We start from the raw sequence: 21,722 nt of genomic DNA on the forward strand, positions 1-21,722 counted from the left end.
AACTCATTTGTCTATATCGGCATCAAGCAAGATCATCTCGACTAATTGCGGGAAATCTATCCCTGCCACTTTAGCCGCTTGCGGCAATAAACTTGTTGCCGTCATTCCGGGAATCGTATTTACTTCAATACATTGGAAATCATCCTCGCGGCACATAAAGTCAACCCGGGCAGCGCCCCGGCAACCAAGGACGTGACACGCCTTTACCGCAGCTTGCTGAACCAGCTTATAAAGCGCGGGAGAGATCGGCGCCGGGATCAAATATTTTGTTGCTCCAGTCGTGTATTTAGACTGGTAATCATAGAAGCCACTTCGGGGAACAATCTGAATAACCGGAAAAGCCTCCCCATTAAGCACAGACACGGTCAATTCAATTCCGTCAATGTATTCTTCGACCAACACTGTCCCGTCCAAATCAGCCGCCCGTTGAATCCCTGCCGCTAGTTCAGTTTGATTTTTAACGATCGTAATCCCGATCGTTGATCCTTCGCGCGATGGCTTGACCACGACGGGTAAATCCTGACAACGGAGCAGCAGGTCTTTGGTTGAATCGCCGGGTCGCATGAAATCAAAGCGAGGAGTCGGCAACTGATGATAGGAGAATATTTGCTTGGTCATCACTTTATCAATCGCTATACTCGAGGCCATGACACCACTTCCGGTGTAAGGAATCTGCATCATTTCCAGGAGCCCCTGAACCCGACCATCTTCACCAAAACGACCATGGAGAGCAATAAAAGCGACCTCAATACCCGCCTGTAACAATTGTTGCGGCAGCCCCTTGTTGACATCAATCGCAACGACATCGTAGCCCAACTGTTGCAAAGCTGAGAGAGAAGCATTCCCCGTTTTCAGGGATATTTCCCGCTCCGCCGACAAGCCTCCGAGCAAAACCCCGATTTTTTTGGTTTTCATCTCTTCCCGGGTCATACGACTCATCCTTGCAACTCTTTCTGACGGAGTTTGTCTGCCAACAAATGGCAAACCTGATTGATACTTCCGGCACCAAGGGTCACCACCATATCTCCTGGCTCAACAATGTCAGCGAGGAACTCCGCGACCTCTTCCAGAGTATGCCGATAAGCCACGGCTTTATGTCCATGCTCGATAATCCCCTGAACCAATTGTTCTCCAGAGACCCCTTCAATGGCCGCCTCACCAGCGGCATAGATATCGGTAATCACAAGTTGATCAGCTTGATAAAAAGCCGTCAAAAAGTCCTCGTATAACGCTTTGGTGCGGCTGTAGCGATGGGGTTGAAAAGCGGCGATGACGCGCTTATTCCATCCACTTTTTGCGGCGTTAAGGGTGGCCTTTATTTCCGCTGGATGGTGGCCATAATCATCAATGATCATGATGTTATTAATTTCATCCCGCAGCTGAAAGCGCCGCTGCAACCCGCCAAAATTGCGAAACCCACCAATAACGGTTTGAAAAGGTATTTCCAGTTCATGGGCAACAGCGATGACCGACAGAGCATTGAGAACATTGTGACGCCCCGGCATTTTGAAGGAGATACGTCCTAACTCTTGGCCTTGATAAAAAGCGGTAAAGCTGGTTCGACCCTGACGATGCAGCACATCTTCAGCGTAGAAATCAGCCTGACTACTGAACCCATAAGTGGTAAAGCGTTTTTTAACAAAGGGGAGGATCGCCTGAATATTCTCGTCTTCCAGACAGAGGACTGCGCGGCCATAAAATGGAACTTTATTGATGAAATTGATAAAAATCTGTTTAATTTCTTCAATCCCGGAATAAAAATCCAGATGATCAGCGTCGATATTTGTAACCACCGCAATTGTCGGAGACAGATGCATAAAGGAGCCATCGGATTCATCGGCCTCCGCCACCAGGAACTTGCCACGACCCAATTTGGCATTGGAACCAAACGCATCCAGCTTTCCGCCAATCACCGCCGTCGGATCTACTCCGGCATGATGCAGCACGACCGACATCATGCTGGTGGTGGTGGTTTTACCATGAGTGCCAGCTATGGCAATGCCATATTTCATCCGCATCAACTCTGCTAGCATTTCGGCCCGTGGAATCACAGCAACATGCTGCCGTAACGCTTCAACAACCTCCGGATTGTCAGCTTTGACAGCCGTCGAAGTAACGACGACATCGACCGCAGTGATATTTTCTGCCCTGTGGCCAATAACAATTTCGCCGCCAAGCTCAGCCAGTCGCGCGGTCGTATCCGACTCGCGCAGATCGGAACCGGAGACCCGATAGCCTAGATTGAGCAGCAACTCTGCGATACCACTCATGCCGATACCACCGATGCCAACAAAATGTATTTTCTTTATATGTCCGTACATTTAATCTCCCTCAAGCGGGGCCATCTCGAGCACTCGGCGGCATTCGTTAAGAATCCGTCCGGCCGCACCGTGAAAACCAATTTGACGTCCCTGCTCTGCCATTCTTTTTAATTCTTCGCGATCCTCAAATAGCTCTTTCACCACTGCAGCAAGGCGATCAGCGGTTAGATCCGCTTGCGGGATCAATTTTGCAGCTCCAACTTTTTCCAGTGATCTGGCATTCGCAGTTTGATGATCTCCTGCGGCTTGAGGTAACGGGATCAATATTGCCGCCCGACCACAGGAGGTCAACTCCGCCAATGTTGTTGCTCCAGCACGACAGATCACCAAACTCGCCTGCGCATAAGCAGTCAACATATCGTCAATAAATGGGACCACTTGCTGGGGGTCAAATCCTGCCTGTCGATACGCCTGCTGAACTTGGTGAAAATCTGCTTCGCCGGTCTGGTGCAGAATTTCCGGCTTTGGCTCCCATGATTTGAGCAACGGCAGCATTTCAATCACCGTCTCATTTATGGCTCTCGCCCCCTGACTGCCGCCGAAAACTAACAACTTTCCTGGAACAGCGATCTCTGCGGTGATGTCTTCAAATCCTTGCCGCAGTGGATTTCCAGTGAGCACCGTTTTAGCCTCATTGAACCCAGCGTCACTATTAGCAACAGACAAACAAACGGCCTTTGCCCACCGCCCCAACAGGCGATTACTTAACCCCGGGATCGCATTCTGTTCGTGAATCAAGTAAGGAACACCCCGCATTTTTGCTGCCAGCAACACAGGCACAGAGGCATATCCACCGACACCAACAACCACATCTGGTTGAAAACTGGCCAATATCTTATTGGCTTGAAAAAGGCTCTTGAGTAATTTCGGGATCAATTCCAACCGACCTCGCCAACCACGCCCCACAACACCGACCATATCCACAGTTGCCAATGGTAATCCGAGCTTTGGCAGTAATCGCTGTTCTAAACCTCGTTCGGTCCCGACAAATTGTACTGCTGCGGTCTTATCCTGCTGGAGCAATAGCTGCGCAAGCGCGACTGCGGGGAATAGGTGTCCTCCGGTTCCACCACCTGCCAGCAGCAATTTCATTTTTTAGCTCCCAGCGTATTTGAAATATTCAACAAGATACCAACCGCGACTAGACTCACTACCAAGCTCGTTCCACCGTAGGAGATAAAGGGCAACGCCAAACCTTTCGTTGGCAGCAACCCCATACAGACTGCCAAGTTGACAAAAGCTTCCAAACCAAGCAACAAGCTCAACCCAAACGCCAGATTGCGCCCAAATGGTTCGGGACAATGCAGAGCAATCCTGATGCCACAGAGAACCAACATCAGGAAAAGTGCCGCAATCACCAGAACCCCGACCAAGCCAAGCTCTTCACCAATCACCGAAAAAATAAAATCGGTGTGCGCTTCCGGCAGATAAAATAACTTTTGCTCCCCGATCCCAAGCCCTTGCCCCAATATGCCCCCTTTGCCAAAAGCGACCATACTCTGGATGATCTGAAATCCCGTATCAAAAGGGTCTGCCCATGGATCCACAAAGGCCATAATCCGGCGACGGCGATACTCAACCTGCATCACCAGAAAATAGACAACGGGTAAAGTCAACAAGACAGTCAGAATGATATAGCGATAACGCACCCCGGCGACGAAAAGCATCGATAGAGCAACTCCGGCAATAATCATGGCGCTGCCCAAATCTGGTTGCAGGATCAACATCCCCAGCAATAAGCAGAGGACAATCATGTAGGGAAGATACCCTTTCAGTAACAACCGAACTTTTTCTTTTTTTCGCGTCAGTGAATGCGCCAGATAGAGAACCAGCGTCAATTTGACCAGCTCGGCCGGTTGCACTGTCAGCCCCGGAATTCGCAGCCAGCGCATGGCCCCCCCGACACGGACCCCGAGTCCGGGAATAAACAGCAAAGCCAGCAAGACAATGCTTCCGAGCAAGGAAATAACCGCTAACTTACGCCAATTGTTATAATTGAAGTAGGTGGCAACAGCCATCATGATAAATCCCACCAAAGCATAAAAAAGTTGCCTTTTGAGGAAGTAGAATCCATCGTTAAAGCGTTCTGCAGCCATAATAGCTGACGAGGAATAGACCATGACGACACCAATACAGGTCAGTGAAACCGTCAACAGAAGCAGAGTGGTATCGACATTTCGATGGAGAGTCATAGGGTCTCCCTCGCCGGTGAAAGTTGTTGGACCAAACGCTCAAATTCATCACCGCGGGCCTGAAAACTGGCAAACATGTCAAAACTGGAGCACGCGGGGGAAAGTAAGACCGTTCCGCCTGGCTTGGTTATGACAAACGCCTGCTGCACTGCCGCTTGCAGATCCGACACAATCCTGATTTCGCAACAACCGGACAACGCCGCCGCCATCTTCTGCGCTGCTTCACCAATTAAAATCAGACAACTGACTTTCTGCTCAAGTTGCGGCCGTAACAAAGTGTAATCACCACCCTTGTCCTTACCGCCGGCAATCAACGTCACTGCAGATGAAAATCCAGCCAAACTTTTCATCACGCTCCCGACATTGGTCCCTTTTGAGTCGTTATACCAATCCACCCCATCCAATTGCCGTACCCGTTGCATCCGATGTTTCAGGCCACCGAATGAACAGACAGCGTTCCAGGCGAGTTCGGCAGGGCAACCTTGCAACAGCGCAGGAATCATCGCCGCCATGGCGTTCTCAATATTGTGCTCGCCGGAGAGTTGCAAGGACGACAACGGGAGTTGGATATCAGCGCCAGACCAGTTCCACACCAGCCGGTCACCCAACCGGACCATTCCATCAACCATCCGTCCTTTGGCTGAGAACCACACTTTGGTCGCTGGCAAATCAGCGGTCAACCGGCACACCTCTGCATCGTCAGCATTTAAGACAACAAAATCAGCGGCTGTCATATTGCGGAAGACTTGCAACTTGGCGCGATAATAACTCTGCAGATCGGGGTAACGATCAAGATGGTCTGAACTTAAATTCAGGAGTAAGGCGATAGATGGGTGAAATTGATCAATCGTCTCCAATTGGAACGAGGAGAGTTCAACCACGACACCATCAATTGCAACTGCACATGCTTCGACCAGAGGGGTCCCTAGATTGCCACCAACAAAAACTTTTTTCCCCCAGGCCGCCATTATTTCTCCAATCAGGCTGGTCGTCGTGGACTTCCCATTGGTGCCAGTAACTCCAATAATCGGAACCCTGATTTCACGCGAGGCAATCTCAATTTCTCCGAGTAACGGGATAGCGCAGGAAGACGCCCGACGCAGTGGCTCGCAAGTCAGGGAGACGCCTGGACTCACAGCAATCAGATCAGCTTGCGCAAACAACTCCAGATCATGACCGCCCAGATCGAAACGGATTGGCAGCGTGCTCAACGAATCCAGACCAGCCAACTGTTTGCGCTCGCGCAGGTCAGATATCGCGACTGTCGCCCCGCGCTCGTAAAAATAACTTGCCAGCGCAATGCCACTCCGCCCAGCACCGATGACAACAATCTTTTTGCCGCTATAATTTATTTTCATCGCAGTTTCAACGTCGAGAGAGCAATAAGTGCCAGCACAATGCTGATAATCCAGAAACGAACAATGATCTTCGGCTCAGGCCACCCCTTCAATTCAAAATGGTGGTGGATTGGGGCCATCCTGAAAACCCTACGCCCCCAATAACGAAATGAAATCACTTGGACAATCACCGACAGCGCTTCGATAACAAAGATGCCACCGACGATCACCAGGACAAATTCATTCTTGGTAATCACTGCGATCGTCCCCAATGCGCCGCCAAGGGATAAACTGCCAACATCGCCCATGAATACCTGGGCAGGATAACTGTTAAACCACAAGAACCCGAGTCCAGCGCCAACCATAGCGCCGCAGAGGATGGCCAGTTCTCCGGCACCTTGAATCCCGGTAATTTGCAGATAATTTGCCAGCTTGGCATTACCAACAAGATAAGCCAGCAACAGAAACGTTCCCGAAGCTATGATCATCGGTCCGATGGCAAGACCATCGAGGCCATCGGTCAAGTTCACGGCGTTACTGGCCCCAACCATCACCAGAACAGCAAAGGGGATATAAAACGCACCGAGGTCAGGATTGATATTTTTAAAAAAGGGTAAACTCAAATGGGTATCAAAATCACCACTTTGATAGAGGATTAATGAAGCCCCGAGAGCAATCAAAATCTGCCAAAACATTTTCTGTCGTGCGGAGATTCCATCACTGTTTTTACGCACCACCTTGAGATAATCATCAGTAAAACCAATCGCGCCGTAACCACAAATCACCATCAATGTGACCCAGATGTAAGGATTCATCAGGTCAGCCCAGAGCAATGTCGGGAGGATAATCGCCAACAGGATCAGCGCGCCCCCCATGGTCGGCGTCCCCTCTTTGACGAAATGGGACTCGGGACCAACCTTACGGATCGTCTGCCCTATTTGCATCCGCTGTAACGTCGCGATCAACCAGGGACCAAGGATAAAAGAGATCAACAGGGCGGTAATTGTCGCGTAAATAGTCCGGAAGGTAATGTAGCGAAAGACATACAATACCGAATATTCTGTATGCAGAGGATATAAGAGGTGATATAGCAACTGCTAGTTTCCTTTCTTACCGTTGACAGAGGCCGCAACGGTTGCCTTTAATGCTGCTGCCAATTGTTCCAACCGCACCCCTCTTGAGCCCTTCACTAAGACCTTATCTCCAGAGCGTTGCTGTTTTTGTAGATATTCAATTGCAGCAGCGGTATCGGCTAATGCGACCATCTGCTCAGGGTTCATTCCAGCAGTCGCTGCCCCCTGGCATATTTGCGTCGCAAAGCCACCAACGGCAATCAACAGCTCGGTCTTTTCCGCCGCTTTTGCGCCAAGGTCAATATGCATTTTTGCTGATTTCTCACCGAGTTCGAGCATGTCGCCAAGGACGGCAACCCGTCTCCCCGGCCCTGGCAATGTCGCCAGGACATCAAGAGCAGCATAAGCTGATAACGGGTTGGAATTATAACTGTCATCCAGCAATAACCCACCACAGGGCAAAGGAGAAAGATTCATTCGCCCAGGGATCGCCCTAAACTTCGCCAACCCCGTCACAATCTCCGTCATAGGTACGCTCAATTCGCTGGCCGCAGCAGCTGCAGCCAAGGCATTCAAGACATTGTGTTTTCCGGGGAGTGCCAACTGTACCGCCGATTTCTGTCCTGCAATCAACAGCTCAAAACGGACGCCTATCCGGTCCTCTTCAATATTTTCAGCGCGCACCTGAGCATCGATCGAGAGGCCATAGGTGAGCTTCTTTACGCCGTTTGCTACCGGTAACCGAGCCACTCTGTAATCATCACGATTGAGAATGGCAGTCCCACCTTGCAGGCCAGCAAAAAGTTCGCCCTTTGCCCTTGAAACCCCATCGAGCCCCTGTAATGTCGCCAAATGTGCCGGGCCGATATTGGTAATAATGCCAACCGTTGGCCGAGCAATCTCTGTCAACCGTTCAATTTCGCCAATAGCGCTGGTTCCCATCTCCAGAACGGCCCACTGATGTTCTTTTTCCAGACGAAACAGAGTTAAAGGCAAGCCGATCAAGTTGTTAAAATTGCCAGCTGTTTTTAAACCTGGACCGACTTGTAACAAAATTGTGGCGAGCATCTCCTTGGTGGTGGTCTTACCCACCGAACCGGTGATGGCCACGAGCGGGCCGTTGAGTTGCAACCGGTATGCAGCAGCAATATCGCCAAGAGCCCGCAAGGTATCTGCAACCCGAACAACTGGAACACTCAAGCCAGCGACAACCTCTTCAGTCAGACACGCGGCAACCCCGTTTTTCACCGCTTGACTGAGGTAATCGTGGCCATCAAAGCGCTCTCCACGTAAAGGGACAAATAGCGACCCTGGAATCAAGTTACGGCTATCGGTCGAGATGCCGCTGAGCTGACAATTAACCTTCCGTCCAGAAAAATCGCCGTCAGTGATCCTTGCAATACGCTCCAGATCAAACATGTCGGTCATCTCCTGTCTCAGACGGTAATGCTTCTGAATTATTAGCCCCGTTCAAAACCCGATCCAGCTCCTCACGGTCATCAAAATGATTCTTTTTGGTGCCAACAATCTGATAATTCTCATGCCCCTTACCAGCGACCAACAGCATGTCCCCGGAATGAGCTAACATGCAGGCAAACTCAATCGCTTCCCGTCGATCCGGAATGACGATAAACCCATCCGCGTCAGCAGCCTGTGTCATATCCAGCTCCTGGCTACCAGCCGCTACAGCACCAGACTTCATTTGCACCAAAATTTCCAAGGGATCCTCTGTCCTGGGATTATCGGAGGTAAAAATTGCCAGATCAGAATATTTAACCGCAGCAGCAGCCATCATCGGTCGTTTGCCTTTATCACGGTCACCACCGCAACCAACCAGAGTTAACAGGCGCTTTGGTTGTAATTTTGATAACGTTTTTAAAGCCTGATCCAACGCTCCGGGCGTGTGAGAATAATCAACCAGAGCTAAGACATTTTTATCATTCTTGACCTTTTCGACTCGTCCTGGCACTTGCGGTGCCTGCGTGATCCCCTTGGAGATCGCGGCATTGCCAATCCCAAGTTGTTGTGCTGTGGCTACAGCACCGAGCAGATTGTAGACATTAAAATCCCCAATCATGCCGCTTTTAATCACAACATCCCCTTGCGGACTTGTAAATGTTGCGTCAATCTGGTCACGACCAACGGTGACGTGAAGAGGGTAAACATCCGCACGGTCATCCAGCCCAAACGCGATCCATTGAGGGTTTTCCTGCAACAGGTCGGCTCCCCAAGTGTCATCCCGATTGATCACCGCAATGCCTTCACCCAACAACTCTGTAAACAGCCGCCGCTTACTGGCAAAGTAGCGCTCAAAGGTTTCATGGTAGTCAAGATGATCTTGAGTCAGATTGGTAAACACCGCAGCATTAAATTCGATGCCGTCAACACGATGCTGCTCCAAAGCGTGGGAAGAGACCTCAAGGATCAGAACATCCGCACCTTTCTGTAGAAATTCAGCCATCATCTGCAGCAAATCAAGAGATTCCGGAGTTGTGATTGCGGCCTCATATTGGACATCACCAAAGCGGCACTCAATGGTTCCGAATACGGCTGGAGAAAATCCGGCTTGCTTAAAGATAGATTCCAGCAGATAGGTCGTCGTCGTTTTTCCGTTCGTTCCGGTAACACCGATAACCGGAACCTTAGCTGTAGGATGGCCATAATACGCTGCGGCAATGGCGGCCATAGCCTGTCGAGCATTTGCGACCTTGACATAGCAGACCCCTTCCACACAGACATCAGGAAGACGCTCCGCAACAACAGCGACCGCCCCAGCCTGTACAGCCTGAGGAAGGTAGTCAAAGCCATCGACCTTGGCACCAGGGAGGGCAAAAAACAGTGTGCCGGCCTGAACTTTCCGGGAATCACAAGCCAAGCCCGAGATAGCCATCGTCATTGAACCAACGACGTCAAGTGGCTGTGTCGCGACTAGCAACTGTTCCAAATTCATAAGCTGTCCTCGTTGATTAACCATAGGTTATGCTCCAAAACGGATCCAAGCTTGCTTGCCATACTCGATAACTTTTCCCGGCTCTGGATATTGCTTGACCGCCTGTCCACTGCCAGATAGTTTTAAGTTCAGCTTCTTTTTCTCCATGAGTTGTAAGACCTGCCGATAACTCATCCCGAAAAAGTTCGGCATCCTCAAACCGTTGCTGGACTCAACATCGGGAAGCAATGCGGCTAAATCGGGCAAAGGCTCTTCAGCTAATTGCTCCGGGGTCAACGCCACAACAGTCCCTTTAGGCAGAATATTTAAATGACTTAAGGTTTGGCCAGCAATCCGAGCAAATACTGGTGCTGCAACCAAACCACCGTAATCCTTCCCTTTCGGTTCATCGACAGTCACTGCTATAACAATGGCAGGATTCTCAGCCGGCACAAATCCAACAAAGGAGGAGACATGTTTATCCAGTGAATAGCCACCAGTCACCGTGTCGACTTTTTGAGCGGTGCCGGTCTTCCCTGCGATCTGATATCCAGGAACGGCAGCTCTGGTGCCAGTTCCCCCCGGTTCCGTCACCGATATCATCATATCTCTGACTTGCTGGGCGGTTTTTTCAGAAATGACCCGTCGTCGTACTTGAGGAAGGCGTTTTTGTATTTGCTGGCCTTCAGCGTCAGTTATTCTTTCAACCAGATAGGGCTCCATCAGCAAACCACCATTGGCAATTGCGGCTATGGCAGATGCCATTTGAATCGGCGTCACACTTAAGCCCTGACCGAAAGAAATTGCCGCAAGATCGATCTCAAACCAGTTAGACGGTTCACGTAACATCCCGCTCACTTCTCCGGGCAAGTCCAGCCCCGACTTTTCGCCAAAACCGAAATCTCGAATATAGGAGTAAAACTTCTCGCGCTCCAGCGCTTTACCCAACTTGGCAGAACCAATATTGCTGCTGAACTTAAGAACTTCTTGCAAGGTGAGTTGTTGAAATTTGACATGGTCACGAATCGTCTTTCCACCGACAGAATATCGTCCATTTTCACAATAGATTTTCTGCCCCGGCCGAACTAAGCCCTCCTCTAAAACCCCTGCCATCAAAAAGGTTTTAAAGGTTGATCCAGGCTCATACATATCACAAACAGCGCGGTTACGCCGATTTCCGGCAGGTGATTGCCCGGCAAGATTGGGGTTGTAGTCCGGCTGGCTTGCCATGGCAAGGACGCGACCACTTGCCGGTTCGAGCATCACCACAGTGCCACCGACAGCGCCGGTCTCACGCACGACTCGCGCTAACTCTTTTTCGGCTACATACTGCAATGATCGATCTAAGGTCAGGAAAAGGTTGTGGCCAGCGACACCGCCCTGAACCAACTGATCGGCGGAAGACAGCCCCCGTCCTCGAGCATCACGAAGTGAGACGAGCCGCCCCGATTCACCTTGCAACTGTCGATCATACTCAAGCTCAAGACCTTCAAGCCCTTTGGGATCTAATCCGATAAAGCCGAGGACGTGTGCAGCGGTACTTGTCTGTGGATAATAGCGCTTCCGTTCGGTAACAAACTGCAACCCATCAATCTTTAGAGCACGCACCTGCTTCGCAACATCAGGATCAAGTTTTCGTTGCAACCACACAAATCTTTTCGGGGCTGACAACAACCGGGTGAGTTCTTTTTCGGAAACTTTAAGGATTTCTTTCAGTCGTTTAGCGACTGCCTTGGGATTTTTGACTTGTTTCGGATCTGCAAAGAGGGACTCAGCGGCCAAACTCACCGCCAGAGGGTCACCATTCCGGTCGAAGATACTTCCCCGTTGTGGCGCTAATTTGACAACGCGTTGACGCTGTTGATCGGCTCGCTGTTGCAGATCAGGAGCTTGGACAACTTGCAAATAATAAGCGCGCCCGGCAATCGTCAGGAAAGCCAGGATAAATAAAAACCCGTAGATGCGGATGCGAATTTGAACTCCGCGTTCCGATAATGCCATATCACTCCACCCTGATAATTTGTCCGGGAGAAGGGGTACGCAACCCCAGGGTTTTTCTTGCCAAACCTTCAATACGCTCATCTCGGGCAAGAAATGCGGCTTCGGTCTTCAGCTCTTTTATTTGCTGTTCGTAACCACGAATGTCACGTTGCAGTGCAGAAATATCGTATTCAAGATTGATCGCATGTATCCGTGACCAGACAAACAACAGAGACAAAAGAGAAACGAATAAAATCGCCACAAACACCGAAGAGATCCGGGGGCGATAAAACGAAAACCCAGTAATTTTGACTGCTACTTGTGAGACGGTCTCTGACATTTACAATCCCTTCTTCTCTATGAACCTGATCAACAACGCTCAACGGCCCTTAAAACTGCGCTGCGAGAGCGGGCATTCTGTTCCACTTCAGCAGCACTTGCCTTAATCCCTCTACGTGTCAGAACTTTTACATCTGGAGTGTTGTTGCACTGACAAACGGGTAAACGAGGTGGGCAAATACACCCCCTGGCTTTCTCCCGAAATAAATGCTTAACGATTCTGTCTTCTAACGAGTGAAAACTGATCACCACCAGTCGCCCACCGGGCTTTAACAGCGAAATCCCGGATTCGACCCCCCGCTTCACCTGTCCCAGTTCATCGTTGATATAGATTCTTAATGCCTGAAAAACTCTGGTAGCCGGATGGATTTTATCGGGTCGATGCCCGCCAGGAACAGCATCACGAACCAATTCAGCCAGCTCCCCTGTGCTCAACAATGGCGACTCTTGCCGTTTAGCAATAATCCGTCGCACGATCCGCCGACTGTAGCGTTCTTCACCATATTCAAAAAAGATACGGACAAGTTCTGCCTCCTCAGCCTGATTGACAACATCAGCAGCCGTTTCCACTGCAGTGGTATCCATACGCATATCAAGAGGAGCGTCATAACGAAAAGAGAAGCCCCGCTCCGGGGTATCAAGTTGGTAGGAGGAGACGCCAAGATCAAGTAACATCCCATCAAGACCATCGACATCAAGAGACATCAAAACCTGATCCGCCCGGTCAAAAGTCGCATGATGAAGACTGACCCGATCGCCATAAGGGGAGAGGACTTCAGCCGCTTTCTGCAATGCAGCTGGATCTCGGTCCAGTCCAATTAAACGGCTACCTGCAGCACCTTCGAGGATCAGCTGTGAATGCCCGGCTCCACCGAGGGTTCCATCCAGATAGATGCCGCCAGCCACAGGCTGGAGCCAGTGGAGAACTTCCTCCGGCATCACCGACAAATGCTCAAAGGGAGCTGATGACATCTTTAAAATCCCAAATCTGCTTGCCCTTGAGCATCTTCATCCAACATGGACTCAGATTCAGCAGCAATCAAGGTATGAGCGATCTGACTCCAAATTTCAATTTTCTCAAACATGCCGACAACAACAACGTCCTTATCCAAGCCAGCATGCTCTCGTAAAGATTGGGGAATTTGAATCCGTCCTTGAGCGTTGAATGAACACTCTTTTGCTGGCGCGATTCGACTACGAATATTAGCCTCACGCTTCGGTCCGGGAGGCATCGAAAAAACGTTGGCACAGATTTCTTCCCAACGAGGAGGTGGGTAAGCAACCAGACCATTTTTATAACGGGTGACGACTAGCCCCACAGAATCATATTTTTGACGTAGCTCGTCCCTGAATGAAGCGGGAATACTGACTCGCCCCTTCAGATCGATACTAACTTTATGTTCACCCGAAAATTTCATATTGACACCACTTGACACTATTTGACACTAGGTTAGTGAAAATATAGCGATGGCATCTATAACTGTCAAGCAGAAATGCTGGTTTCTGGAGATTACTTGGTCTGGAAAATCTTGCTATGACGGGGACTTGGCTCTAATGATAAGTGAAAAACGGAAAGTTATCTGAAAGTTGACAGCTATCAACTTGTTTTTTGGTCAAAAACATTCAGAATAACTCTCAAAAAATGAAGAACAAAGATCGTCGTCTTTGCGGCAGAACCCCGCAGAATTCCACTACATTACTCCCCTATCAGGGGCTCAAGATCACAGTGGTATCCGCCTCTCATTGGGGCATTTTGCCACCTTGTGGCAAAATGCCCCAGCAAAACTGGCTTGCACGACGTAAAAACAGCAAGCTTGGCTGGCATAATGTTTGCTGCACAAAAATCATTTGCAGATGGGACGCAAAATAGTCCATTTTAAAGAAAGGCCCCCTATCTCTTTTAAGGGGATCTGTTTCTTGCTTTTAAAAGTTGAACCCTGACGTCGATTTTTTCTTTCAAATCGCTTAACGAATCATTGCTATGAAGATCCTTGTTCATTACATATTCTGGGGGATTCTCGGGCTGACACTCCTCACTCCGATCACCGTTGGACAACTCCAGCAACAGACCTCTCCCTTGTCTGATTCAACAAATAATGTTATCACCCGTCAAAGAATTGTTGCAGCGGTATTGGATGTTTCATCGGAGCCATTGGAATCTGAGAACCCAACCCGTTTCATCGCCGCTAAAATTCAAAACCCGCTTCTGCCTGCAGCACTGACGCTGGCCGTGCGACACAGCCCTGAAAAACTGAATCAATCTGCGGAAGCTGTAGGTCGTCAGGGTTTCTCACGCCCTCCCCCGATCCTGTTCCAACTGTCAATTATACCGACCAGCGTCATTGGTCGCTTCCCATGGGCAACACAGGATCATAGTCATCGCATCATAATGGCTTGATTTAAGAGCTTCAATTTCAACCTATTGTTAGAGGACTTCAGATTATGGAAACTGTACAACAACGCTTCCTGACCCTGGCCGAACGTCTTGGTCAGCAGGTGATCGGACAACCACAACTGATTGAGCGCCTACTGATCGCGTTATTAGCGGATGGTCACCTGTTGGTCGAAGGGGCCCCTGGATTGGCCAAGACCCGAGCAATTCGGCAGCTTGGCGATCACCTCCAAGGGAGTTTTCACCGCGTTCAATTTACCCCCGACCTCCTTCCAGCCGACCTCACCGGAACCGAAGTGTTCCGTCCTCAGGATGGCAGTTTCGTTTTTCATCAGGGCCCGCTGTTCCATAATCTGATTCTTGCAGATGAAATCAATCGAGCCCCAGCCAAGGTCCAATCAGCATTGTTGGAAGCGATGGCAGAGCGACAAATTACGGTGGGACAGACCAGCTACCAACTGAACGACCCTTTTCTGGTGATGGCGACCCAGAATCCGATCGAGCAGGAAGGCACCTATCCATTGCCCGAAGCTCAGCTTGATCGGTTTCTGTTGCATGTATATATCGATTATCCAGACGTTGATGTTGAACGCCAGATCCTGAAATTGGCCCGCGATGAAGCACGGATGGACACCAATCATGGCAAACAGGAGTCTCCGTCTTTTCCCCCCATTCGCAGTGACGAATTGCGTCAGGCACGAAGTCAAGTGCTTGACCTCTATCTGGCGGAGAACCTGCAGGAATACTTGCTACAACTGGTTCTGGCAACCCGTAACCCGGCCCCCTGGGGCGAAGACCTGGTTGGCTGGCTCAACTATGGTGCCAGCCCCCGGGCTACCATCGCCCTTGATCGCTGCGCTCGGGCTCGCGCTTGGTTAGTCGGCCGCGACTATGTCACTCCAGAAGACATCCAGCAGGTTGCTTTCGACGTGTTACGCCACCGACTCCTGCTTAGCTATACAGCGGAAGCCGAAGGGGTGACGACCAACAGAGTGATCAGCGAATTGATATCAAGGGTTCCAGTCCCCTAGAAAACCGACTTTAAATGCTGATTTCTGTCATTTATTTTTGCCCTTGCGGAGAGATTCGCCAACAACCATGGAGAAAGAACCAGCAGCATGAACATTCCAACTCCGTCACCTGTACAAATTAACCTACAGCGTCTCGTCGCCCTGAGAGCCGCCCCAGGACAAGGACTGCCTTCGCAGCGTCAAGTTCTGGCGGTGCAATCTGGCGGTCATCTCTCCCGCTTCCATGGTCGTGGGATGGAGTTTGCTGAAGTCCGTGCTTATCAACCGGGAGACGATGTCCGCAGCATTGACTGGCGAGTTACAGCACGCCGTGGCAAAGTCCACACCAAACTCTTTCACGAAGAACGGGAACGACCAGTGCTGCTGGCTCTCGATTATCGGCGGCCGATGTTTTTTGCCACCCGCGGCCGCTTCAAGTCCGTCCTCGCCTCCGAATTGACCGCTTTGCTTGCCTGGCGAGCTCAGGCACAGGGCGATCGGGTCGGCGGCTTTATTTTTTCTGATGAAGGGCAGATCGAGTCTCGTCCGGCGGGTGGCCGGCGTGGGGTTTTACGGCTGTTACAGCAGATGGTGACCAACCCTGCCTGGCAGCGCCCTCCCCATCTCCCTTTTGAACCCCAACAACGGCTTGCAAAAACGATTCAAGGGCTACGGCGTGTGACCCGTCCCGGCAGCTTGGTGTTGCTCCTCAGTGACTTTAATCAGTGGGATGACGAAGTCGAAAAACAGTTGGCACAGTTAGCCCGGCAAGCCCAGCTGGCGCTCTATTTCGTTTACGACTCCCTCGAAGCTGAACTGCCCCGTGCTGGCAGCTATCGCCTCAGCGATGGAGATACTGACCTGGCTATCGCCACCGACCAGGAATCACTCCGCAACAACTACCGAGCTCACTTTGCTGCCCATCAAGAGAGAATTGAATCTTTCTGTAAGCGTTATCGGTGCCAATTTTATGCCATATCCACAGTTCAGGACCCGCAACAGATGTTGCAAGCGGCAATGACGACCAGGGGGCAGCAGCATGCAACCCATTGAATCCGCACAGACGGCCCAAAAGTTGCCGCTGCGAGATATCCACCTGCCGCCAACTCCAAGCTGGTGGCCGTTAGCTCCGGGCTGGTATCTACTGATTGTCTTGCTGTTGCTGATATTGCTGCTACTGTGGTTTCTCTGGCAGCGGGCACAGCGGCTGCGTTATCGGCGCCAAGTCCTTCAGCAACTGGACCAACTCGCGAAGATGGATTCAGATCACACTTTGATCGCAGAGCTGTCGGTATTGCTGCGGCGCTCCGCCCTGCACGCCTTTCCCGATGAAAATTGTGCCGCTTTAAACGGTGAGGAGTGGCTCCAGTTTCTCGATCGCCACGCAGCAGAACCGTCCTTTACAACAGGTATCGGTCGTTGTCTGGCAGCGGGTCCCTATCAACCGACGAGCGAGGTTGACCGCGACGCCCTGCTCGCCCTCTGTCGCTGTTGGCTGAAGCGCTTGCCACCGACACTCCGAAGCAGGAGGAAGGGATGATTCATTTTGCCTGGCCCTGGGCGTTTGCCCTGCTACCACTCCCTTACCTGATTTATCGACTGGCACCACCAGCTCTGGCCGCCGAAGAGGCCGCCCTTTGGGTCCCACAGCTCGCCCCCTTTAGTGTCGCCCAGCATCAGCATGAGCAGAGGAAACACTCGCGCTTTGAATTATTCTTGGCGTTGTTCTGCTGGTTACTCCTGGTGATTGCCTGTGCCCGACCACAGTGGCTCGGAGAGCCGCTGGAGCTACCGGTCTCCGGCCGTGACCTACAACTGGCAGTTGACCTTTCCGGCAGTATGCAGACTGAAGATTTCGACCTGCACGGCTCTCAGGTCGACCGCTTGACAGCGCTCAAGGCCGTTGCTGAACCATTTATTGAGGCACGAGTCGGTGATCGTATCGGCCTAATTCTATTTGGCGAGCAAGCTTATGTCCAAGCACCATTGAGCTTTGACCGGGAGACGATCAAGAGCCTGCTCAATGAGGCAGCCATCGGTCTGGCCGGAGATCGGACTGCCATCGGTGACGCTATAGGTCTGGCTCTGAAACGGGCAACAGCAGATGAAGCTAAACATCAGGTCCTGATTCTGCTCACCGATGGGGTCAATAATGCCGGTCAGCTCTCCCCCCTTAAAGCCGCAGAGCTTGCAGCTCAACAAGGTCTAAAAATTTACACGATTGGTCTTGGGGCCGACACGATGAAGGTGCGCTCTTTCATCTTTTCTCAGACCATCAATCCATCGAGAGATCTGGACGAAAAGACCCTGCAAGCGATCGCTGAGACCACGGGAGGGCTTTATTTTCGCGCCCATGATAGCGCTGAGCTCAAAAAGATTTACTCTCTCCTCGACCAACTCGAACCAGTAGAACGGGAACAGGAGGTCTACCGACCTATCACCGCCCTCTTCCCTTGGCCGCTGGGGGCAGCACTATGCGGCGTTCTGTTGCTGGCAGGATTGCAGCTGCTGCCAACCTTACGGAGGAGTCGATGAATGATTTTCATTTTTTACGCGGGGAGTGGTTTCTGGTCCTCCCGGTGGCTCTTATCCTGCTCTGGCAACTGTGGAACCGAAGGTTGCGTAGCCGCAGCTGGCAAGAAATCTGTGACCCGGACTTGTTGCCGCACCTGTTGCTCAACCGCTCACAGCGCCGTGCAAACTGGCCACTGTGGCTGTTGTTCACCGGCCTGTTGCTGACCCTGATTGCCCTCGCCGGCCCCACTTGGAAAAAACAACCCCAACCGCTATTGCGTCAACAATCAGCCTTAATCGTTCTCCTGGATCTTTCCCGCTCGATGCATGCTGCAGATTTGCAGCCAAATCGACTGCAGCGGGCACGGCTAAAGGTGAAAGATATTCTCCGCCAGAGACGCGAAGGCCAGACCGCACTCATCGTCTTTGCTGGAGACGCTTTTGTGGTTACCCCGTTGACCGATGACACCCACACCATTGAATTGCTCCTCAATAGCCTCGACCCGGAACTGATGCCGGTACAAGGGAGCAATCCGGTACGGGCGATGGAGTTGGGAGCAGAACTACTCCAACGTGCCGGGCTAGATCAGGGAGTCCTGCTGCTGGTGACTGATGAGGATCATCCTGAAAAAAGCGAAGCCACAGCAGCTAAACTTAAGCAGCAGGGGTTAGAACTGGACGTTCTCGGCGTAGGAACCCCGGAGGGGGCACCCATCCCCATGGCCGATGGCGGATTTTACAAAAACTCACAGGGGGACATGGTCCTACCACAATTGAATCAGCCCGGACTGCGTCAGCTCGCCACTGCAGGGGGAGGTCAATATCGGCAACTCCAGACCGACGACAGTGATTTTCGGCAACTTTTAAGCACCATCGACAATCACCGTCTTGATCTCAACAAACAGGAAACGACGCGACAAGGAGACCGTTGGCAGGAGGCAGGCATCTGGTTACTCTGGCCTCTGGCTCTATTATCAGCGTGCGCTTTCCGGCGCGGCTGGTTAGCCGTATTCACCTTGTTGCTGTTGTTACCACCGACAGCCGAGGCTGCAAGTTGGCAAGATCTCTGGCAGCGCCCAGATCAACAGGCATTCAATGAGTTTAAAAGTAAAAATTACGATGCCGCCGCCAGTCGCTTTGAAGATCCACGTTGGAAAGCCAGCGCCCTCTATCGCTCCGATCATTACGAAGAGGCTCTTAAAGCCCTCCCTAAACCTAAGAATGCAGATGACTGGTACAATCGGGGAAATATTCAGGCGCAATCAGGGCGTCTCCCTGAAGCGCTAAAATCTTATGATCAAGCTCTGCAATTGAATTCCAACCATGAGGACGCCAAAATCAACCGAAAACTGGTCGAGGAGACCCTTCAGCAACAACAGCAACAACAGCAACAGCAACAGCAACAGCAGAATCAAAACCAACAAGACAAAAATCAACAAGGTCAGAATCAGCAGGACCAGAATGAACAACAATCACAAGATCAATCGGCGCAACAACAATCTTCAACTGCGCAACCACAGGGGCAACCGGACCCGTCTCCAGCAACAGACAAAGAGACTGAAAAGGGGCAACAACAGCCTCAGCAGAACGTCGCTGAACCGATCAAAGAAATCACAAGCGACAATCAAGAGAACCAAGAAGGACAACAACAACCTGCTGCGACAGCGACTGGCGATAAAACTGCTGAGCAGCGGGAATTACAGCAGTGGTTGCGTCGCATACCTGATGATCCCGGGGAGCTGATGCGGCGTAAATTTCTATATCAATACCGCCAACGCGGTCAACAATTGGAGAGTGATCGACCATGGTAAAACGGACTTTTTGCATTATTCTAATCCTGTTGTTGTCCCCACTGAGTCTGCTGGCGGCTCAGGTCTCAGCCGTTGCTGATCGTGACCGGATCGGCGCAGGAGAGAGCTTGCAACTTGAATTGCGCGTTCAAGGGAGCGCCGAAGACGATCCCGACCTGCGCCCCTTGGATGAAAACTGGGACATTCTCAACCGCTCCCAGAGCAAACAGATGCAAATTATCAACGGCAAGATCAGCCACTCACTGGTCATTAGTCTCGCCTTGATGCCCCGCCATACTGGAGAGTTGGAGATTCCTTCTATTTGTTTTGGCAGTGACTGCACCATCCCATTGCCGATTCAGGTCAGTGATGCTACGGCAACGCCAGAAACCGAAGCAGGAAAACTCCTGCTGGAAGCTGAGGTCACACCTCGTCAAGCCCTAGCTGGCTCCCAGCTGTTATTAACCGTTCGCGTTCTACACCGGGTCGACCTGGCACAAGCGAGTTTGAGCGACCCTCAACCGCAGGGAGTCGATGCGGAAATACAAAAACTCGGTGAAGACCATACTTATGAAACCCGCCGTAATGGCTACCGCTACCAAGCTGTCGAGCGTCGTTACGCACTCTTTGCCCACCAAGCTGGAACCCTTCAGATCCCGGCGTTGCAGCTCGATGCCAAGGTTGCGACAACTCGTTCCAGCTTCGACCCTTTCAGCAGATCAATCCAATCACTCCGGCGCTCGACTCAACCGATCGATATCGAGATCAGCCCGATTCCCGGAGATCTGGGCAGCCGTGAGTGGCTACCGACAAGCAATCTAACCCTGGAGGATGATTGGCAAACGCACCCACCGCAATTACGCGTTGGTGAACCCGCCACCAGAACATTAACGTTAAGCGCAGCGGGATTGCTATCCGCCCATTTACCAGAACTCAACATCGCCGTACCAACGGACTGGAAGAGCTATCCAGACCAACCGAATCGCAGCGATGCTGTCGATACAGATGGTGTGATTGGCACACTACAACAAAAAATCGCCCTGGTGCCGACGCAACCCGGAGAGGTCGAGCTGCCAGCGATCGACCTTGACTGGTACGATACCCGGGCTCAGCAGTGGCGACGCGCCCACATCGAACCGTTGCGAGTATCAGTCGCTCCTGCCGCTGCGGGAACGGCCCCGGTAAACCTTGCGCCGCAAACGGCTTCCTCGCCCGTCGCCCCAGATCCCCTCAAAAGTCATAATCTCCCCGCTTCACAACAACCACACTTGGAGACCACACAGACAACATCCTCAGCGCAATTCTGGCCTTGGTTGAGTCTGATACTTGCCCTTGGTTGGCTTCTCAGCCTGATATTTTTCTGGTGGCAGAGACGGCAGTTGCAGCCCCGAAAGATGTCAAAAAAACAAAATAATCAGTTAAAAATCACCCAAGAGAAGGATGCTTATAATGCAATTTTGACCGCTGCCAACCAGAATAATCCTAAGGCCGCTCGTGACGCTCTGTCTGCTTGGAGCCGTTTGCACTGGCCAGGGTCCGAACCCTGGGATCTGGATCTGATGGCCAAAAACTGCGGTGATCCCCTTGCCAGCGAATTAAGAAAGTTGGGGCAGGCGTTATACGCGAAAAATGCTCCTAGCTGGCGGGGAGAAGGATTAACGGAGGCACTACGTCACTCTCTGCAGTCGAGAACAAATCCGTCACAACAGGAGGATCTCCCCTCACTCTATCCGGCAACAAAGGGATCGACACCAAAATAAAAACAAAGCCCAGCAGTTGGTGCAACCGTTGGGCTTTCTTGCTTCAGTTTCGGCGACGCTTTGCTACTTAAAAAAGCAACAGCAA

General features: G+C 51.3%; 19 protein-coding genes. 7 read left to right on the forward strand and 12 right to left on the reverse strand.

All coding sequences use genetic code 11. From position 1 onward, the window contains the following. Positions 1-3: 3 nt before the first annotated feature. From BLU87_RS07570 to mraZ, 12 genes are read right to left on the reverse strand one after another with little or no spacing between them, the layout of a single operon-like run. Positions 4-939, reverse strand: coding sequence for a D-alanine--D-alanine ligase (locus BLU87_RS07570; RefSeq protein WP_092346336.1), 936 nt, complete (start codon positions 937-939; stop codon positions 4-6). Beyond that, positions 936-2,321, reverse strand: a complete 1,386-nt coding sequence (murC, locus tag BLU87_RS07575) for a UDP-N-acetylmuramate--L-alanine ligase (protein ID WP_092346338.1) — start codon at positions 2,319-2,321, stop codon at positions 936-938. The genes BLU87_RS07570 and murC overlap by 4 nt, the downstream gene beginning before the upstream one ends. Next, positions 2,322-3,413 (reverse strand): undecaprenyldiphospho-muramoylpentapeptide beta-N-acetylglucosaminyltransferase, encoded by a 1,092-nt coding sequence (murG, locus tag BLU87_RS07580; protein WP_092346340.1) that lies wholly within the window; start codon positions 3,411-3,413, stop codon positions 2,322-2,324. It lies immediately after the preceding gene. Next, the gene (gene ftsW / locus BLU87_RS07585) at positions 3,410-4,513 is read right to left on the reverse strand and encodes a putative lipid II flippase FtsW (protein ID WP_092346342.1); all 1,104 of its coding nucleotides are present in this window, start codon (positions 4,511-4,513) and stop codon (positions 3,410-3,412) included. The genes murG and ftsW overlap by 4 nt, the downstream gene beginning before the upstream one ends. Beyond that, on the reverse strand, positions 4,510-5,871 hold the full coding sequence (gene murD / locus BLU87_RS07590; RefSeq protein WP_092346344.1) for a UDP-N-acetylmuramoyl-L-alanine--D-glutamate ligase: 1,362 nt from the start codon (positions 5,869-5,871) through the stop codon (positions 4,510-4,512). The genes ftsW and murD overlap by 4 nt, the downstream gene beginning before the upstream one ends. Next, on the reverse strand, positions 5,868-6,944 hold the full coding sequence (mraY, locus tag BLU87_RS07595; protein WP_092346346.1) for a phospho-N-acetylmuramoyl-pentapeptide-transferase: 1,077 nt from the start codon (positions 6,942-6,944) through the stop codon (positions 5,868-5,870). Before mraY ends, murD begins: the two co-directional genes overlap by 4 nt. A gap of 3 nt (positions 6,945-6,947) precedes the next feature. Next, the gene (locus BLU87_RS07600) at positions 6,948-8,342 is read right to left on the reverse strand and encodes a UDP-N-acetylmuramoyl-tripeptide--D-alanyl-D-alanine ligase (protein ID WP_092346348.1); all 1,395 of its coding nucleotides are present in this window, start codon (positions 8,340-8,342) and stop codon (positions 6,948-6,950) included. Then, complete coding sequence (locus BLU87_RS07605) at positions 8,335-9,897, reverse strand: UDP-N-acetylmuramoyl-L-alanyl-D-glutamate--2,6-diaminopimelate ligase (protein ID WP_281242524.1); 1,563 nt, start codon at positions 9,895-9,897, stop codon at positions 8,335-8,337. Before BLU87_RS07605 ends, BLU87_RS07600 begins: the two co-directional genes overlap by 8 nt. Positions 9,898-9,900: 3 nt before the next feature. Then, a complete protein-coding gene (locus BLU87_RS07610) occupies positions 9,901-11,853 on the reverse strand; it encodes a penicillin-binding protein (protein ID WP_092346350.1) in 1,953 nt (650 codons plus the stop codon). 1 nt (position 11,854) lies between these two features. After that, complete coding sequence (locus BLU87_RS07615; RefSeq protein ID WP_092346352.1) at positions 11,855-12,172, reverse strand: FtsL-like putative cell division protein; 318 nt, start codon at positions 12,170-12,172, stop codon at positions 11,855-11,857. Positions 12,173-12,201: 29 nt separating this feature from the next. Further along, a complete protein-coding gene (gene rsmH / locus BLU87_RS07620; RefSeq protein WP_092346354.1) occupies positions 12,202-13,143 on the reverse strand; it encodes a 16S rRNA (cytosine(1402)-N(4))-methyltransferase RsmH in 942 nt (313 codons plus the stop codon). 2 nt (positions 13,144-13,145) lie between these two features. Further along, positions 13,146-13,589: a division/cell wall cluster transcriptional repressor MraZ gene (gene mraZ / locus BLU87_RS07625; protein ID WP_092346356.1), complete on the reverse strand. Its 444-nt coding sequence runs from the start codon at positions 13,587-13,589 to the stop codon at positions 13,146-13,148. A gap of 563 nt (positions 13,590-14,152) precedes the next feature. Here mraZ and BLU87_RS07630 point away from each other — a divergent pair. The 7 genes from BLU87_RS07630 to BLU87_RS07660 all read left to right on the forward strand — a co-directional run bounded on the left by BLU87_RS07630 (position 14,153) and on the right by BLU87_RS07660 (position 21,637). Further along, positions 14,153-14,569: a hypothetical protein gene (locus BLU87_RS07630; protein ID WP_092346358.1), complete on the forward strand. Its 417-nt coding sequence runs from the start codon at positions 14,153-14,155 to the stop codon at positions 14,567-14,569. A 44-nt stretch (positions 14,570-14,613) separates the two neighbouring features. Beyond that, positions 14,614-15,594, forward strand: coding sequence for an AAA family ATPase (locus BLU87_RS07635; protein ID WP_092346360.1), 981 nt, complete (start codon positions 14,614-14,616; stop codon positions 15,592-15,594). A gap of 87 nt (positions 15,595-15,681) precedes the next feature. After that, positions 15,682-16,626 (forward strand): DUF58 domain-containing protein, encoded by a 945-nt coding sequence (locus tag BLU87_RS07640; protein WP_092346362.1) that lies wholly within the window; start codon positions 15,682-15,684, stop codon positions 16,624-16,626. Next, positions 16,613-17,113: a DUF4381 domain-containing protein gene (locus BLU87_RS07645; RefSeq protein ID WP_092346364.1), complete on the forward strand. Its 501-nt coding sequence runs from the start codon at positions 16,613-16,615 to the stop codon at positions 17,111-17,113. Before BLU87_RS07640 ends, BLU87_RS07645 begins: the two co-directional genes overlap by 14 nt. Further along, positions 17,110-18,108, forward strand: coding sequence for a vWA domain-containing protein (locus BLU87_RS07650; RefSeq protein WP_092346366.1), 999 nt, complete (start codon positions 17,110-17,112; stop codon positions 18,106-18,108). The genes BLU87_RS07645 and BLU87_RS07650 overlap by 4 nt, the downstream gene beginning before the upstream one ends. Continuing rightward, positions 18,048-19,898 (forward strand): VWA domain-containing protein, encoded by a 1,851-nt coding sequence (locus tag BLU87_RS07655; protein WP_092346368.1) that lies wholly within the window; start codon positions 18,048-18,050, stop codon positions 19,896-19,898. The genes BLU87_RS07650 and BLU87_RS07655 overlap by 61 nt, the downstream gene beginning before the upstream one ends. After that, on the forward strand, positions 19,892-21,637 hold the full coding sequence (locus BLU87_RS07660; RefSeq protein ID WP_092346370.1) for a BatD family protein: 1,746 nt from the start codon (positions 19,892-19,894) through the stop codon (positions 21,635-21,637). The genes BLU87_RS07655 and BLU87_RS07660 overlap by 7 nt, the downstream gene beginning before the upstream one ends. Positions 21,638-21,722 lie beyond the last annotated feature (85 nt).

This window comes from Desulfuromusa kysingii, assembly GCF_900107645.1.
Lineage (GTDB): Bacteria > Desulfobacterota > Desulfuromonadia > Desulfuromonadales > Geopsychrobacteraceae > Desulfuromusa > Desulfuromusa kysingii.